Annotated in this window: 15 protein-coding genes and 2 pseudogenes; 15 read left to right on the forward strand and 2 right to left on the reverse strand. The window is 25.9% G+C overall.

Going from position 1 to position 16,056, the window contains the following annotated elements:
* Window positions 1–30: 30 nt before the first annotated feature.
* Window positions 31–213 (forward strand): annotated as a pseudogene (locus tag JWF52_RS12455) (Na+/H+ antiporter NhaC family protein); the annotation flags it as partial.
* 382 nt (window positions 214–595) lie between these two features.
* On the opposite strand, the gene JWF52_RS12460 reads toward JWF52_RS12455, so the two are convergent.
* Window positions 596–1,294: a pseudouridine synthase gene (locus JWF52_RS12460; RefSeq protein WP_208333876.1), complete on the reverse strand. Its 699-nt coding sequence runs from the start codon at window positions 1,292–1,294 to the stop codon at window positions 596–598.
* A 133-nt stretch (window positions 1,295–1,427) separates the two neighbouring features.
* Between JWF52_RS12460 and JWF52_RS12465 the strand changes: the two genes are divergently transcribed.
* On the forward strand, window positions 1,428–2,705 hold the full coding sequence (locus JWF52_RS12465; RefSeq protein ID WP_208333877.1) for an aminotransferase class V-fold PLP-dependent enzyme: 1,278 nt from the start codon (window positions 1,428–1,430) through the stop codon (window positions 2,703–2,705).
* Between the two features lie 172 nt (window positions 2,706–2,877).
* The gene (locus JWF52_RS12470; RefSeq protein WP_208333878.1) at window positions 2,878–3,345 is read left to right on the forward strand and encodes a hypothetical protein; all 468 of its coding nucleotides are present in this window, start codon (window positions 2,878–2,880) and stop codon (window positions 3,343–3,345) included.
* Window positions 3,346–3,419: 74 nt separating this feature from the next.
* Here the strand turns inward: JWF52_RS12470 and nhaA are convergent, their stop codons facing one another.
* Complete coding sequence (gene nhaA / locus JWF52_RS12475; protein WP_208333879.1) at window positions 3,420–4,625, reverse strand: Na+/H+ antiporter NhaA; 1,206 nt, start codon at window positions 4,623–4,625, stop codon at window positions 3,420–3,422.
* Window positions 4,626–5,070: 445 nt separating this feature from the next.
* Here nhaA and mprF point away from each other — a divergent pair, with 445 nt between their 5' ends.
* From mprF to JWF52_RS12530, 12 genes and pseudogenes are all read left to right on the forward strand, one after another.
* Window positions 5,071–7,662 carry a bifunctional lysylphosphatidylglycerol flippase/synthetase MprF gene (mprF, locus tag JWF52_RS12480; RefSeq protein WP_208333880.1) on the forward strand — a complete coding sequence of 864 codons (2,592 nt, stop codon included), beginning with the start codon at window positions 5,071–5,073 and terminating at the stop codon, window positions 7,660–7,662.
* 166 nt (window positions 7,663–7,828) lie between these two features.
* Entirely contained in the window at window positions 7,829–8,485 is a 657-nt protein-coding gene (locus JWF52_RS12485) for a hypothetical protein (protein ID WP_208333881.1), read from the forward strand.
* 118 nt (window positions 8,486–8,603) lie between these two features.
* Window positions 8,604–8,972 carry a hypothetical protein gene (locus tag JWF52_RS12490; protein ID WP_208333882.1) on the forward strand — a complete coding sequence of 123 codons (369 nt, stop codon included), beginning with the start codon at window positions 8,604–8,606 and terminating at the stop codon, window positions 8,970–8,972.
* A 121-nt stretch (window positions 8,973–9,093) separates the two neighbouring features.
* Entirely contained in the window at window positions 9,094–9,981 is an 888-nt protein-coding gene (locus JWF52_RS12495; RefSeq protein ID WP_208333883.1) for a glycoside hydrolase family 73 protein, read from the forward strand.
* 264 nt (window positions 9,982–10,245) lie between these two features.
* Complete coding sequence (locus JWF52_RS12500; protein ID WP_208333884.1) at window positions 10,246–10,887, forward strand: histidine phosphatase family protein; 642 nt, start codon at window positions 10,246–10,248, stop codon at window positions 10,885–10,887.
* Between the two features lie 10 nt (window positions 10,888–10,897).
* Window positions 10,898–12,111 (forward strand): annotated as a pseudogene (locus JWF52_RS12505) (BaiN/RdsA family NAD(P)/FAD-dependent oxidoreductase).
* Between the two features lie 8 nt (window positions 12,112–12,119).
* Window positions 12,120–12,230: a chorismate mutase gene (locus JWF52_RS19720; protein ID WP_353654937.1), complete on the forward strand. Its 111-nt coding sequence runs from the start codon at window positions 12,120–12,122 to the stop codon at window positions 12,228–12,230.
* Between the two features lie 20 nt (window positions 12,231–12,250).
* The gene (locus JWF52_RS19725; RefSeq protein WP_353654938.1) at window positions 12,251–12,484 is read left to right on the forward strand and encodes a chorismate mutase; all 234 of its coding nucleotides are present in this window, start codon (window positions 12,251–12,253) and stop codon (window positions 12,482–12,484) included.
* A 37-nt stretch (window positions 12,485–12,521) separates the two neighbouring features.
* Window positions 12,522–13,172: a (d)CMP kinase gene (cmk, locus tag JWF52_RS12515; protein WP_208333885.1), complete on the forward strand. Its 651-nt coding sequence runs from the start codon at window positions 12,522–12,524 to the stop codon at window positions 13,170–13,172.
* A gap of 19 nt (window positions 13,173–13,191) precedes the next feature.
* Window positions 13,192–13,788, forward strand: a complete 597-nt coding sequence (locus tag JWF52_RS12520; protein WP_208333886.1) for a lysophospholipid acyltransferase family protein — start codon at window positions 13,192–13,194, stop codon at window positions 13,786–13,788.
* Window positions 13,789–13,847: 59 nt separating this feature from the next.
* Window positions 13,848–14,687, forward strand: a complete 840-nt coding sequence (locus JWF52_RS12525) for a 4-hydroxy-3-methylbut-2-enyl diphosphate reductase (protein WP_208333887.1) — start codon at window positions 13,848–13,850, stop codon at window positions 14,685–14,687.
* Between the two features lie 220 nt (window positions 14,688–14,907).
* The gene (locus JWF52_RS12530; RefSeq protein WP_208333888.1) at window positions 14,908–16,038 is read left to right on the forward strand and encodes a putative manganese transporter; all 1,131 of its coding nucleotides are present in this window, start codon (window positions 14,908–14,910) and stop codon (window positions 16,036–16,038) included.
* Window positions 16,039–16,056 lie beyond the last annotated feature (18 nt).

Here is a 16,056-nt window from a genome sequence, read left to right on the forward strand (position 1 = left end):
AGCATTAGAAGATAGTGGACACTTTTATCACCACTTATTCCATGGAATACATGTGGTGCTTATATGTGGGTTACATTAGGAATTCATCCATTTGCATACTTACCATTTGCATTTTTAAATTTAATAAATCCATTAGTATCATTATTCTATGCGGCTACAGGAATAACGATGGAAAAGTTACCGCCTGAAGAAGTAAAAGATACTAATATATAATATATTTAATTAGAAATACTAAAAGACCTGATTTTTAAATCAGTCTTTTAGTATTTCTAATTAAATATAGATGGATATAATACCATTTGAATACCTAATATTAACATTATTAAGTTTAGAAGCAAATTTAAGGTATTTAAATTATTATTATTTTTTAATGATATATATATTTCACAGGTATCGCAAATAGAAAAGAGTATAAAGCCTAATCCGCCAATTTTAGAACTTAAATCAAAGCATATGTAAAAAAGAAGTAAGGTTATAGAAAGTACTGGTAAAAATGAGTTTATTATCTTTGCCAAATAGGTATTTTTCATTAAATCACTTCCTATTATTAGATATATGCTAATTTTAAAAAAATAAAACCTCCTAAATGAAGGTTCTAATCTATTAATCCTTTAACTTCTTGAGGCGTTAGTCTTCTCCATTTACCTGGTGCTATACCATTTAATGTTAAATCCATTATCCTAACACGTTTTAGTTTTTGAACTTCATAATTGAAAGCTTCACACATTCTACGTATTTGCCTGTTATACCCTTGAGTTAATACTATTTTAAATGTACGATTATTTAATTTAGTAACAGAACATTTTTTAGTAATTACATATTTTTTATTAACTGGATTAAATATTCGAACTCCATTTGACATGTTATTTATAAACTCTGGTGTAATATTTTTATTAACTGTTACAACATATTCTTTTTCATGGTTATTTTCAGAACGTAATATTTTATTTACTATATCACCGTCATTTGTTAGTATAATTAATCCTTCTGATGGTTTATCAAGTCTTCCAACAGGGAAAATCCTCTCAGGATAGTTTATATAATCAATAATATTTCCTTTTATATGCCTTTCTGTTGTGCAGGTTATACCTACTGGTTTATTAAGGGCGATATAAACATCATTTTTCTTTTGATGTAATATTTTTCCATTAACTTTTACAACATCTCCTGGATTTACTACTTGCCCTATTTGTGCCATTTTTCCATTTATTAAAACTTTTTTACTTTGAATTAATTTATCTGCTTCTCTTCTAGAACATATTCCAGTCGAGCTAATATAGTTATTTAATCTCATAAATTTCTCCTTAATAATACTATATAATAACTTATTTAAGTATATTATAGTTAATAATCTTAATCAAGAGGTGTAATAATAAGAACTTTTGGTGAAGATATGCATATATTGTTGTATAAGGGGTGATAATACGATGAATTATAGAGAATTATTTGAAGGAATAGAAACTCCTGTAAAACTTCAAAATGGATCATATATAGTTCCTATAAACTTTGATAATGGAGCAACAACGCCTCCTTTAAAAAGCGTAATAAATACTATTTTAGAAGATATAAAGTATTATGGACCAATAGCAAGAGGACTTGGTCAAAAAGGAGATATATGTACACAAAAATTTGAAAATGCAAGAGAAGAAGTATTAAAGTTTTTTAATCTTAAAGGAAATAATACCCATACTGTAGTATTTACAAAGTCAGATACAGAAAGTTTAAATATACTTTCTGATATATTGACGAAAGATAAAGAGATAAAAGTTATTACTACGAGAATGGAGCATCATGCAAATGACTTACCATGGAGATATTCATCAAGTGTAGTATATATAGAGGTAGATGAATTTGGTAGAATTAATATAGATGATATAGAGAAAAAATTTATAGAAAGTAATGGTAAAATAAAATATGTAGCGATAACAGCAGCATCAAATGTAACTGGATATGTTAATCCTATAAATCATATAGCTAAAATATGTCATAAACATGATGCTAAAATAATAGTAGATGCAGCTCAACTTGTAGCCCATCAAGAAATAAATATGAAGGGTGAAACTGATGACGAACAAATTGATTTTTTAACATTCTCGGCTCATAAAGCATATGCACCTTTTGGAAGTGGAGCACTAGTTGGACTTGTAGAAGATTTATCTACTGTAGATCCATTTTTAAAAGGTGGAGGATGTGTAAAAGGAGTATTTGATGATAATGTACTTTGGGGCTTACCTCCACAACTTCATGAAGCAGGTACTCAAAACTTTTTAGGTGTTATGGGAATGGTTCAGGCACTAAAAGATTTAAAAGAAATTGGATTTAATAATATATCTAAACATGAATCTGATATAAAAAATTATATTATAAAAGAAATGAACAAAATCAATAATCTTATAGTCTATGGAGATAATGTAAATACTCAAGATAGATTAGGGGTAATATCTTTTAACGTTAAAGATATGGACTATGAAAAAGTAGCTCAGAAAATGGCAAAAGATATGGGCATAGCACTAAGATGTGGAAAATTCTGTGCTCATCCTTATGTATATAGATTATTAAATGTAAGCGACATGAATGCTTATATTGATGTATCTAGTGATTTGGAAAATTTAGGAATGATAAGAGCCAGTTTAGGTCTTTATAATACTATAGAAGAAGCGAATATATTCTTAAATTCCCTAGAGTATATAGCAAAAAGTAAATAAATATATAAAAAACATCTATATAATATAGATGTTTTTTTATATCAAATGTAAGAAATGTGAAGTTTTTTAGGATAAATACGAAAAAATTGGCGCATATTTTGTGTTTTTACATAGTATATACATTAAGAGATAAAAAATACTCTTAATATATATACTAAAAGGGTGAAGAGATATGAGATATTCAAATAAAAATAAATGTAATAAAAAATGTGAATGTAATAAAATATTTAAAAATAATTGTGGATGCAACAATAACAATAATATAAATAATGAAGATTGCTCTAATTGCAATAAATTTAAAGAGTTAGCTAGAGAAAAATGTGAAAAAGCTGATTGTATAAGCAACAAAGCAAATAGAATAGCACAACAAGCAAAACAAGCTGAAGAAAGAGCGGAATGTCTAAGACAGCAAGCTATAGAAGAATGCGCAAGAGCTAATAGACTTTGGGATGAATATAAAGAATTATCTAATGAAGGTATGTGCTTAATGCAAGGAGCTCAAGAATGTTTAGCTAAAGCGGCTGAATGTTATCAAGAATGTTATGAGGATGATTTTGGGTGCGATATGGCAAACTTTGGAGTTAATTCAAATGATATCTGGGATTGTAATTGTGACTGTGGGTGTCATAAGCACTGTTAATACAAAATAAAAAAGAAGATATTTAATTATATCTTCTTTTTATTTTGTATATATGTGCGTATCTATTATAAAAATCAAGATATGTAATATTTATTTATAAGTTGAGTCTTAGGGTAGTTATTTAACTTTCTTAAAATATCATAAATAGTAATTACTATGTATGTAGACAAAATCGATATTACAGAAGACATTAATATAGAAGACTTAGCTATATTTATAAGTGTAAAATCATTTATAAAAGCTATTTCAGAGACAAATATAGACATAGTAAATCCTATACCTGCAATTAATGAAACTAAAAATACAGCAAACCAACTTATATTAGATGGTTTTTCAGTAATTCCAGTCAAGTCTCCTAGATAACTAAAGATCATAATGCCTAGAGGCTTACCAACACAAAGTCCTAATATTATACCTTTGTATAAAGTAGAAGCAGTTGAAGTATACAAATCTATATTATAAGCTAAGGATATACCTGTATTTGCAAATGCAAACAGTGGTATAATTAGTAGACTATTTATAGGCACTAATAATCTCTGAAGTTTTTCAAGCGAACTAATTCCATTAGAATGTGATGTAGGTATAGTTATAGCCAATAATACTCCACTTATAGTGCAATGAACTCCACTTAGATATATAAAATACCATAGGCAAAGACCAGATAATAAGTAATATGTAATACTTTGAATATTAAATAATTTATTAGCAATTACCAATGTCATAAATACTAAAATAGCTAAAGATAAATAATGAGTATTAATATCAATAGAATAAACAACTCCTATTGCAAGTATTGATATTAAGTCATCAACTACAGCTAGAGAAAGTAAAAATACTTTAAGTGACGGATTTAATTTTTTAGAAAAAATTAAAAATACACCTACAGCAAAAGCAATATCTGTAGAGATTGGAATGCAAAATCCTCCTAAAAAGGGAGTATCTTTATTAAAAAAAATAAATATTAAAGCCGGAACAACAACACCACCAATAGATGCTATAATAGGGAAAGATGCTTCTTTGAAAGAAGATAAGCTACCATGTAGTATTTCATGTTTTATTTCAAGTCCTGCAACCAAAAAGAAAATAGCCATTAAAAAATCATTTATAAACATATGTAGTGAAAATCCTTTAAACAAATAAGTATTTTCAAAAATATCTTTATACAATAATTTTAATGGACTATTGTACATTACAAGTGCTAGTATTGTAGATAGTATTAAAAGCAAGCTTGTAAATAACTCTAATTTTATAGGTTTCCTATAAGTTCTTAGTAATCTCAATTTATCACCAACTAACTATATGTATTTATAAAATTTATGATTTTAAAATATTAAAAATGCGTAAAATTTTGATATATAAATTAATTTCTACTTAATTTAAAACTAATTGCTCAATAAAAAATGTCTACATTTATATAAAGATTTTATTTCTTAATAAAAATCTTTAGAAAATCTTTAGATTTATATTAAGAAATCTTTAAGTTTTTAATGTTAATATTAACTTATATGAATATTATAAAATATTTTATTTCCTTACAGTTATGTTATTTAGATGCTAATATCAATACATAAGAATATATAAATATAACAATAAAGTAAGAAAGGGAAATTATAAAAAATTTTATGTTAATATTAAAATGTTAAGGTTTATGAAAGGAATTTAAGAAACCTTATATGATACAATTTTAATGTGAAATGACAAGATTATGATTTAGGAGCGGTTGATATGAAAAAATTTAATAGTAAAAAGACTTTACTGTATTTAAAAATAGCCTTTGTTGTAGCTATTTTATTTATAGTATTTAAGGAATTTAAAAATATAGTAACAGATTTTAATATGGACACTTTTGTAATGTATGCTGATAAATTATCTATTGGCAATGTATTAATAATTATAGCATTAGGAATGATATCATTTTTACCACTTAGTTTTTATGACTTTGTACTTAAAAAAAGAGTAGGAATAAACTTGGATAATAAAAGATTATATAAATTTTCTTTTATAGCAAGTTCTGTATCAAGTATAGTTGGATTTGGTGGAACATCTGCACTTGCTTTAAAAAGCTATTTTTATAAAGATCATGTAAAAGATAATAAATTATTAGTAAAAGAAATTTCTAAGGTAGTAGCACTTAATTTATCAGGATTCTCAATGATATGTTTTCTTTATGTTATATCTAATTTATTAGAATTTAAAGAGTTAAGTTTAGTAAAAGTTTTAACTATGTTAATTGGGTGTTACTTACCTGTTTTGTCTATATATCTAATAAGAAGCTATATAAAAGGAAATGATGATGATAAAAGAGATGTTATTGATAGTTTTAAAATAATAGGAATATCATTATCAGAATGGGTAACTACAATAATATTAATCTATTCGATAATACTTATATTAGGTGAACCAATACCTTTTATGAAATTTTTCCCTATATTTGTAGCTGCAATAGTAGTAGCTATTTTAAGTATGTCACCAGGAGGAGTAGGAACATTTGATTTAACTTTATTAGTTGGATTAGAAGGTTTAGGAGTTTCATCAGAAAAAGTATTGTTAGCAGTGTTTTTATATAGAATAAGTTATTACATAATTCCTGTAAGCATAGGAGCTATATTATACTTATCAGAATTATGGAATAAAGTAGACGGAAGAATAAGAAGTATCGTATCAGAATCTTTATCTACAGTAGCTCATTTTGGATTAAGACTTTTAGTTTTATCATCAGGGGTAGTATTATTAGTATCAGAAGCTATGCCAAGTACTATTGAAAGAATACACATTATAAATAAAGTATTCAACTTTAAAATAATGCATATGTCAGGAGACATAGCGATTATAATTGGTTTTTTATTAATTACCATATCTAGTTTAATAACTTATAAATCTAAGAAGGTATATAATATAACAATGGTATTAGTTTTACTTGGAAGTATATTTGCACTAATAAAAGGATTTGATTATGAAGAAACTCTATACTTAATAACTGTAGGTGTTATTCTTAAATGTAGCAAAAGACAATTTTATAGAGAAGGATTTATATTAAGATGGGGTAAAGTTATAAAAGACACATTAGCCTTATTATTTTTCCAAGCATTTTATTTATTTATAGCGTATGCAAATATATCTGGTAAAATAAAAAAAATACCTCTATTAAATATAGATATACAACATGCAAGCCCACGTGTTTATAAAATGATAATGATAAGTATTACTGGATTTGTAATCTCACTAATATTTATGGGTATTTTATATTATACAAATAAATCTAAGAACTTTCCTAAATTAACGCTAGGCGAGTGTGAAGATAAATTAGATTATATACTTGATACTTATAATGGAGCGCAACTTACACATTATATATATTTAAATGATAAATATATATATGTAAATGATAGTACAGATGTTTTAATACAATATCAAATATATGCAAATAAAGTTGTAGTATTAGGTAACCCAATAGGAAATAAAGAAAGCTTTTTTGAAACAATACAAACATTTTATGAGTTATGTGATAGATATGGTTATACACCAGTATTCTGTTCTATAGACGAAACTATGATACCTTACTTACATGAAACAGGGTATGAATTTATGAAGCTAGGGGAAGATGCGGGAGTAGATTTAAATAAGTTCACATTAGAAGGTAGAAAAATGAAAAGTGTAAGAAATGCACTGTCAAGAGTTGAGAAAGAAGGATATACTTTTGATATAATATATCCACCATTTAGTGAAGAATTTATAAAAGATATAAAAGCCATATCAGATGAATGGTTAGGGGATAGAAAAGAAAAAGGATTCTCTGTAGGATTCTTTGATGAAGAATATTTAAACCGTGAACCAATAGCTATAATAAAAGATAAAGATAATAATATACAAGGATTTGCTAATTTAATGCCTATGTATGATAATCGTACAACTTTATCTATAGATTTAATGCGTTTTTCAGAAAGTACATGCAACGGAGTAATGGACTTTATATTTGTAAATTTATTCCAATGGGGAAGAGAAAATGGATATTCTAAATTTAATATGGGATTAGCTCCATTATCTAATGTAGGTGTATCAAAATACTCATTCTTAAGTGAAAAAATAGCAGCTCAAGTATATGCACATGGTCAAAGGTTTTATTCTTTCCAAGGGTTAAAGAAATTTAAAGAAAAATATTGTGATTCTTGGGATGGACGATATATGGCATATAAGAGAAAAACATCTCTTGTATTTACAATGATTCAAGTAATATTATTATTTGGTAAAGGTAAAGACAATCAACAAGAAAATAAAATTAATGATAATAAATATGCTAGAATTAACCAAAGTATTTAAAATACTTTATTTCTAATAAAAGCCTGAGTTTAACTCAGGCTTTTATATTTTATAAAATTAAAAATAAGAAATTTTATTAAGTACATGAATTATTATCTAATAAAAATCATAATATTAAATCAATAATAATTAGATTATTATGCTAAATATTGGAAGGGATGATTTAATGTTTAGAAATAATAAAAAAATAAAGCAGTGCAGAAAAGAAGGTGCTTCATATTTATGTAAAAAAGAAATTTGTAATTTAAATAAAGAATCTATACAATTATTAAAAAATGATCTTATTCAAGCAAGAGATTTACTATCTGATGAAATTAAAAAGTATAAAGATGATATTAAGTTGCCTACATATGGGCTATTTGTATGTGATGATGGTATGATAATAGGAAAGCCTACAAAAAGAGGAGATATTAAGGTATTATTTTTTAATCCTGTATTTACAGATAAGGGTGAAGTTGTAACGTCTCAAAGATTAGAAAACTATATAGACGACAAAAAACATAAAATTAAACATAAAAAGGCTGATCAGAAATTGGTGGAGGGTGTACATAAAGTATTAGAATCGATATCTTCAAAAAGTTCAGAATCTCCAAAAGTATATACGATAGACAACATATATGATTTTAATTTAGAAGAAGCATCAAAAAATACTATATATGCTTTTAAAAAAATAAAAAATAAAGCAGATGATGATATAAGTAATATTGGCATTGTGTATAACACCTGTGATGAATGGATGGTAAGCTTTTTTAAAGCCGACAAATTAAATAATAAAGGACAATTTGTGGAAGCACAGATTTTAAGGAATTATTTAAAAATATAGAGATTAGTAAAAGTCTAGGTATTATATCTAGGCTTTTTTATTTTATAAATATTAAATGCCATAAAAATAAAAAATATGGTATTATTTAGTATATAATGTTATATATTTGGAGGTAAATATGAATAAAAAAATAATAGCTATTATAATAGTATTAGTAATAACTACTGTTGTATCAAGTGGATTTGCACTATTTAATTATGATAGATATAATACAGTGTTAAGAAAGAATACAAATTTAAATGCAAAAATTTCTGAATTAACTAATCAAAGCAAAGAAAATGAAAAATTAAACAAAGAATCAGAAGGAAATATATCGAAGTTAAAAGAAACAATTACAACATTAGAAAATAAAGTTTCAGAATTAGAAGGTCATGGAGCAAAATTAAAGGAAACTATCTCGAATTCGGAGCAAAACTATAAGCAACTACAATCTAAATATGATGTTTTAGTTGAAAAAATAAAAGGAATAAGTAATTTAGCAAATTAGTATTAATAAAATGTCTACTATACGTTATTTAAAATGTCGAAAAATGAATAAATTGTAATAAACTTGTAACAAAAATGTAGTAAATTATAGGTATAATAAACATATGCAGGAGGAATATATTATGAAAATAAAAAAAATTATACCTATAATAATATTATTAATTATGGTAATAGCTGGGGGCTTAAAATATTTTTCTTTAAAGGAAATAGATAAAAACAATATAGATGTATTTAAATACATAGATTGTGTTGACAAAGTTAGTGATAATAAAATACAAGTAAACTGGAAATATGTTGCGTCTATAATAGGTGTAATAAATGATAATAATTTTAAAAATGTAAGTAACTCTGATATAGAAAAAGTATCACAGTTGTTTATAGAAGAAAAAAACGGTAGTTATAAGTTAAAAAAATTAGAAAATGTTTTAGATGGTTTAGAATTTAACAATAAAGAAAAATCTAGAGTAAATGATTATATAAATGATTTAGTAAACTATGGTGTAAAACCATCTAGCTTAAATCCAAATTCTGATAATATTAAATTTATAAATGATATAAAACAAGATGCTATAGACAATTATAAAGTTTATAAAATACTACCATCAATAACAATAGCTCAAGCAATACTTGAATCAAGTTGGGGGAAATCAAAATTATCAAAAGACTTTAATAATTTATTTGGTATAAAGGCAGATAAATACTGGAATGGAGAGTATGTAACTTTAGAAACTAAAGAGCATGTAGATACTACTATAAATGATAAGTTTCGAAAATATAATGATAAAAAGAAATCTATAGCAGATCACGCAAAATTTTTATCAGAAAATAAAAGATATAAAGCTAATGGTGTATTTAATGCTAACACATATATATATCAAGCACAAGCTTTAGAAAATGCCGGATATAGTACTGTAGCTAACGAAAAAGGTGAATTAACGTATGCAGATATGTTGATAAATTTAATCAAACAATATAACTTACAGTTAATTGATAGTGAGGTACAAAGTTAAAACATATAGTAATATGTTAATAAAAAGGTTATATTAAAGCAAACTTATTGATAATATATGATGGAAATGAAAAAACTATATATACTCCAGATGCAAAATAATAAGAATTAACTAAAAACTACTAGAACATAATAGTCTAGTAGTTTTTTGATATAATTAAATATAGGGAAACTACCCTGTATAACTATTTTATATTAAGAAATTATGATATAATAAAATTTTGATAAGCGTAAAAAATAAATACATAGTATTTAGGAGGACATTATGGCAAATACATTTTATATAGTAAGACATGGACAAACTAATTGGAATATATTAGGTAAAACTCAAGGTCATGGAAATTCAGATTTAACAAAAAAAGGTGAAGAACAAGCAAAAGAATTATCAGAAGCTATGATTAACTATCCAATAGATTATATATATAGCAGTGATTTAGGAAGAGCTGTACAAACGGCTCAAATAGTTGGAGATAAATTAGGAATTAAGGTTAATCAGACACCAGCACTTAGAGAAATGGGATTTGGTGTTTGGGAAGGCCTTTTAATAGAAGAAATTAAAAAAAATCATTCAATTACTTATGACATATGGAGAAATCAACCTCATTTAGTAGATATAGAAGGTGGAGAAACTTTACATATAATAAAAGAGAGAACTGATAATTTTATAAAAAAAATAAATGAAAAGTATGATAATAAACATATATTACTTGTAAGTCATTCCGTTACAGTAAGAACAATGCTTTTATCATTTTTAGGATCTTCTATGGAAAACATATATAGAATAAAACAAGATAATACGGCACTAAATATAGTTGAATTTAGAGATTATGGTCCTGTTATAATAAAAATGAATGATACTGGCCATATAAAAAATAATGAAAAAATAAATAATTCAGCACTAGAGTAGGAGTAAGCTTATGTCAAATGTAATAGTAGTTGGAGGTGGATCATCAGGTATGATGGCAGCACTTACAGCTTCAAAACAAAATCACAATGTTACATTAATAGAGAGAAATGAGGAGCTAGGAAAAAGCTTTTAGTTACTGGAGGAGGAAGATGTAATATCACAAATAATAGGGATATAGAAGATTTTTTCGATAAAATAGTAACTAATAAAAAGTTTTTATATAGTAGTTTCTATACTTTTACTAATAGAGATTTATTAGACTATTTTAAATCTAATAATTTAGAGTATAAGGTGGAAAATTTTAATGATCATAAAGTATATACAAAATCAGATAAATCAGTCGAAGTAATAGAAACATTCAAAAACGATTTAATTAAAAATAAAGTAAAAATACTTTATAATAAGAAAGTTACAGATCTTATAGTAAAAGAAGATACTATATATGGTGTAGTTTTAGAAAATGGAGATAAATTTTATTGTGATAAGGTAATTATTTCAACTGGAGGTAAAAGTCATTCTCACACAGGTTCTGATGGTATGATGTATGATATATTAAAAAAATATAATCATACTATTAATAAAATATATCCAGCACTATCTCCACTTACTATAAAAGAAGGATGGATTAAAAATTTACAAGGGGTATCTATGCAAAAAGTTGAAATTTCATGCAAGATTAAAAAGAAAAAAATATCAATCATAGGCGATATGATATTTACACACTTTGGGCTTAGCGGACCTTGTGTTCTAATAACATCATCTTATATAAATAAGGCACTAGAAAATGGTGAACTTCAAATAAATATAGATTTTTTACCTAATATGGGTATTGATGAAATATCTAATATCATAAGGGAAAATCCTAATAAAAATATATTAAATAACTTAAAATCAATATTGCCACAAAACTTTTTAAAAGAGATATTAGGTTTACTTAATTTATCAGATAAAAAAGCTAATGAATTAAATAAAGCTGATGAACAAAAGATAATAGAATATATAAAAAGTATGACACTTACATGTAATGGAACAAAAGGCATAAAAGTTGCTCAGGTTACAAGTGGAGGTGTAAGTGTTAAAGAAATAAATTCTTCAACAATGGAGTCTAAATTAATAAAAAATCTATTCTTTACAGGGGAAGTAATAGATGTAGATGCACAAACGGGTGGATATAATTTACAAATAGCATTTTCTACGGGGTATCTTGCTGGAATAAGTGTGTAGGTGATTATATGAAAGTATTAGCAATAAGAGGAGCTACAACAGTAGAGGCTAATAATAAAGAACAAATTTTAAAACAAAGCGCAATTTTAGTGGAAAGAATTATAGAAAAAATGAATTAGATGTAGAGGATATAATAAGTATGTGCTTTACAATGACAAGAGACTTAGATAAGGTATATCCTGCAGTAGCAGTAAGAGAATTATTAAATATTACAGATATACCTCTTCTTAACTTTGAAGAAAAATATATAGTAGGAAGTTTGCCTATGTGTATTAGGATATTAATGCATATAAATAGTAATAAATCTAAAAGAGATATAAAGCATATATATTTAAATAAAGCAAAAGATTTAAGAAGTGATATAACTGATTAGTTTATATCACTTCTTAAAAGAAATAGGAGAGATCAAAATGAGCAATTTAGTAATAGCAGTAGATGGGCCAGCAGGAGCAGGCAAAAGTACAATAGCAAAGATAATAGCAGAAAAGTTAAATATAAATTACATAGACACAGGAGCTATGTACAGAGCAATAACATATAAATGTCTTGAAGAAAATATAGATATAAATAATGAAGATGAAGTAACAAAGATAGCTAAAGATACAGAAATAGATTTTAAAGATAATAATATATATTTAGATGGACAAATACTGACTGATGAAATAAGAACTATTGAAGTTAGTAATAATGTATCTAATGTAGCTAAAATTAAAGAAGTTAGATACTTAATGGTTGACGTTCAAAGAGAAATAGGAAAGAGAAGCTCTGTAATATTAGATGGAAGAGATATAGGTTCATATGTATTCCCTGATGCAGATTACAAATTTTTCCTAGTAGCAACACCAGAAGAAAGAGGAAAAAGACGTCATATAGAGTTAATAAAAAAAGGATATGATATAACTTTAGACGAAATAATAGAAGATATAATAAGAAGAGATGAGATAGATTCAAATAGAGAATTTGCACCACTAGTTAAAGCAGAAGACGCAATAGAAATAGATACAACTGGAAAGAGTATAAATGATGTAGTAGATTCTGTTCTTTCTAAAATAAATGTTTAATAGAAGAGGGAGATAAATTTTGAGTTTTTATAAATTTGCAATAAATATTTTTAGATGTTTTTCTAAAGTATTTTTTAAATACGAAGTAATTGGAGAAGAAAATATTCCAGATGAAGGTAATATAATTATAGCAGCTAATCATAAATCTAATCTTGACCCCATATTTTTAGCTGCATCAATAAGAAATAGAGAAGTAGCAGCAATTGCTAAAAAGGAACTTTTTGAGATTAAACCACTTGGATTTATATTAAAAAAATTAAATGTCATACCAATAAATAGAGAAAAGCCAGATGTATCTACAATAAAAAATATTTTAAGGTCTATTAAAGATGGGTATGTATTAGGTATATTCCCAGAGGGAACACGAATCAAAGAAGCAGGATTTGGAGAAGCTAAAGCAGGTCTATCTGTATTTGCTATAAAAGGTAAGGCAAGTGTTGTTCCGATATCTATAATATCTAATTATAAGATATTTAATAGAGTAACTATATATATAGATAAGCCTATATCTTTTGATGATTACTATAAACAAAAACTTACTACAGAAGACAATGAAAGATTAGCACAAAATGTGTTAGAAGTAATAAAAGAAAATTACTATATACATTCAAAATAATTAATAAAACCAAATTCTAAGTTTAATATATAATAAGTTATAACTAGGGAGATATAAATATGAATGTTAAAATAGCTAAAGAGGCAGGATTTTGCTTTGGAGTCAAAAGAGCAATGAAAATGGCCTGGGATGAACTTGAAAAAAGTGAAGATGGAATATACGCGCTAGGACCTCTTATTCATAATAAACAAGCAGTTGAAAGATATGAAGAAAAAGGACTTAAAACTATTAATGATATAAACGATGTTCCACTTAATAATAATATGATAATTAGATCTCATGGAGTATCTGAATCAGTTTACAATGAATCAAAAGATAGAGGAATAAATATAATTGATACTACTTGTCCTTTTGTTACTAAAATACATAAAATAGTAAAAAAATACTATAAGAAGGGATATAATATCATTGTTATAGGTGATAGAAATCATCCAGAAGTTATTGGAATAAATGGATGGTGCGAAAATTCTGCAATAGTCATAAAAAACCTAGAAGAGTTAAATAAAATGACTTTTGATAAATCTAAACAATACTGTGTAGTGGCACAAACAACTATAAATTTAGATTTATATAAACAAATAATAGATATACTTTCAAAAGAGATTGAAGGCGTATTATTTAATAATACAATATGTTCAGCAACTAAGGTTAGACAAGAAGCAGCAAAGGAACTATCTAAAGAGGTAAATTGTATGATAGTTATAGGAGGTAAGCATAGTTCTAATACTCAAAAGCTAGTTAATATATGTAAAGAAGTTGTTCCGACCTTTGCAATAGAAACTAAAGAGGACTTAAGTAAAGGAATGTTAGAAGAATTTAAAAATATAGGTATTACAGCAGGAGCGTCTACTCCAAATTGGATAATCGAAGATGTTGTAAGTTTTATAGAGTCTATATAAAAGTATGCGCCTATAGGTGCATACTTTTTATATGCTGTATTTACATAAAAAATACTAAGTAAGAATATATACAAGTTTATAGTTCATAATCTAAAATAAGGTATATAATTAAGTTATTTATGCTATAAATCAGTTAGGAATAAATTTATTTTTAAAAATGTATTGACATTGATAATGATTATCAAATATAATTATTGAGTAACAAAAAGGAGGTTAAGTCATGGAGATATTTATGTCATCAGCTGAAGAAGCATTTTTACACGTCGGATCTATGATTGGTTTTTTTATAGTATTATTTGGATATATAAATTATAAAACTAATGAAAACTTTACATATATCATAACTAAAAATAAAAAGTTACAGCCATTAATCGGAGCACTAATAGGGGCTATACCAGGTTGTGGTGGTAGTTTAGCTATAATTCCATTATACATACAAGGAAAACTTAGTTTTGGAGCTATAGTAGCAAGTTTGATAGCAAGTATGGGAGATGCGGCATTTATATTAATTTCAGCGAATTTTAAAGTTTATTTAATAGTAACTATAGTTGGGTTAATTACAGGAATTTTAACAGGATATATAGTTGATATATTTAATCTTGAAATCAAATTAAATCTTAGAAAAAAACAAGTATCACCATTAACTAGAGGGACTTCGTGTGCTTGTAATCATGGTTTATCTAATAATCGAGAAAATGTTAAGAATCAAAATAGTAAAATATATAAATTTGCATATCTAATGACTCATAAAGTGGGATATAAGATATATCTATTAATTCTTTTAGTAGGGTTTGCATTTATGACTATAGCCCATTCAGGAATTGAAAATGAAATTATACATTCTATCCATGAGCTTGAAGAGGTTTTAGCAGTATTAGGTATATTATCATCTATAATTTATACTATGTGTTTTAAAGTTGTATCTAATAACTATAATATAGATAAAGATGATAGATCATCACTTAAAAATATATTAATAAATGGCGTAGCTGAGATATCATTTATAATCACATGGATATTTATAGCATATCTTGGATATGATTTTGTAGTAATGTTAGTAGGCGGAGAAGAATACATTGCTAATCTTGTTTTATATACAGGAATAGGAAGTGTATTTATAGGTGCATTACTTGGATTAATACCAGGATGCGGAGTTCAAATACTGCTTATGTCTTTTTATTTAAAAGGGAACCTACCATTAGGTGCTGTAATTGCAAACTCTATATCTCAGGATGGAGATGCGTTATTTCCTATTATAGCATTAGATAAAAAATCAGCACTTTGGGCGAGCATAATAACAACAATTCCGGCTATATTAGTTGGTATTATCGTTTATATAATTACAGTATAATAATAAAAGGCTAATAGT

The sequence above is a fragment of the Clostridium sp. CCUG 7971 genome (assembly GCF_017590215.1).
Classification (GTDB): Bacteria; Bacillota; Clostridia; order Peptostreptococcales; family Peptostreptococcaceae; genus Faecalimicrobium.

Bases quoted from the DNA above. Each gene is read 5' to 3' on its own strand.
- JWF52_RS19720 (WP_353654937.1), top strand. From the start codon at position 12,120: ATGAAAGTATTAGCAATAAGAGGAGCTACAACAGTAGAGGCTAATAAT.
- JWF52_RS12465 (WP_208333877.1), top strand. From the start codon at position 1,428: ATGAATTATAGAGAATTATTTGAAGGAATAGAAACTCCTGTAAAACTT.
- JWF52_RS19725 (WP_353654938.1), top strand. From the start codon at position 12,251: ATGTGCTTTACAATGACAAGAGACTTAGATAAGGTATATCCTGCAGTA.
- JWF52_RS12525 (WP_208333887.1), top strand. From the start codon at position 13,848: ATGAATGTTAAAATAGCTAAAGAGGCAGGATTTTGCTTTGGAGTCAAA.
- JWF52_RS12500 (WP_208333884.1), top strand. From the start codon at position 10,246: ATGGCAAATACATTTTATATAGTAAGACATGGACAAACTAATTGGAAT.
- JWF52_RS12490 (WP_208333882.1), top strand. From the start codon at position 8,604: ATGAATAAAAAAATAATAGCTATTATAATAGTATTAGTAATAACTACT.
- cmk (WP_208333885.1), top strand. From the start codon at position 12,522: ATGAGCAATTTAGTAATAGCAGTAGATGGGCCAGCAGGAGCAGGCAAA.
- JWF52_RS12485 (WP_208333881.1), top strand. From the start codon at position 7,829: ATGTTTAGAAATAATAAAAAAATAAAGCAGTGCAGAAAAGAAGGTGCT.
- JWF52_RS12495 (WP_208333883.1), top strand. From the start codon at position 9,094: ATGAAAATAAAAAAAATTATACCTATAATAATATTATTAATTATGGTA.
- JWF52_RS12470 (WP_208333878.1), top strand. From the start codon at position 2,878: ATGAGATATTCAAATAAAAATAAATGTAATAAAAAATGTGAATGTAAT.
- JWF52_RS12460 (WP_208333876.1), bottom strand. From the start codon at position 1,294: ATGAGATTAAATAACTATATTAGCTCGACTGGAATATGTTCTAGAAGA.
- JWF52_RS12530 (WP_208333888.1), top strand. From the start codon at position 14,908: ATGGAGATATTTATGTCATCAGCTGAAGAAGCATTTTTACACGTCGGA.
- mprF (WP_208333880.1), top strand. From the start codon at position 5,071: ATGAAAAAATTTAATAGTAAAAAGACTTTACTGTATTTAAAAATAGCC.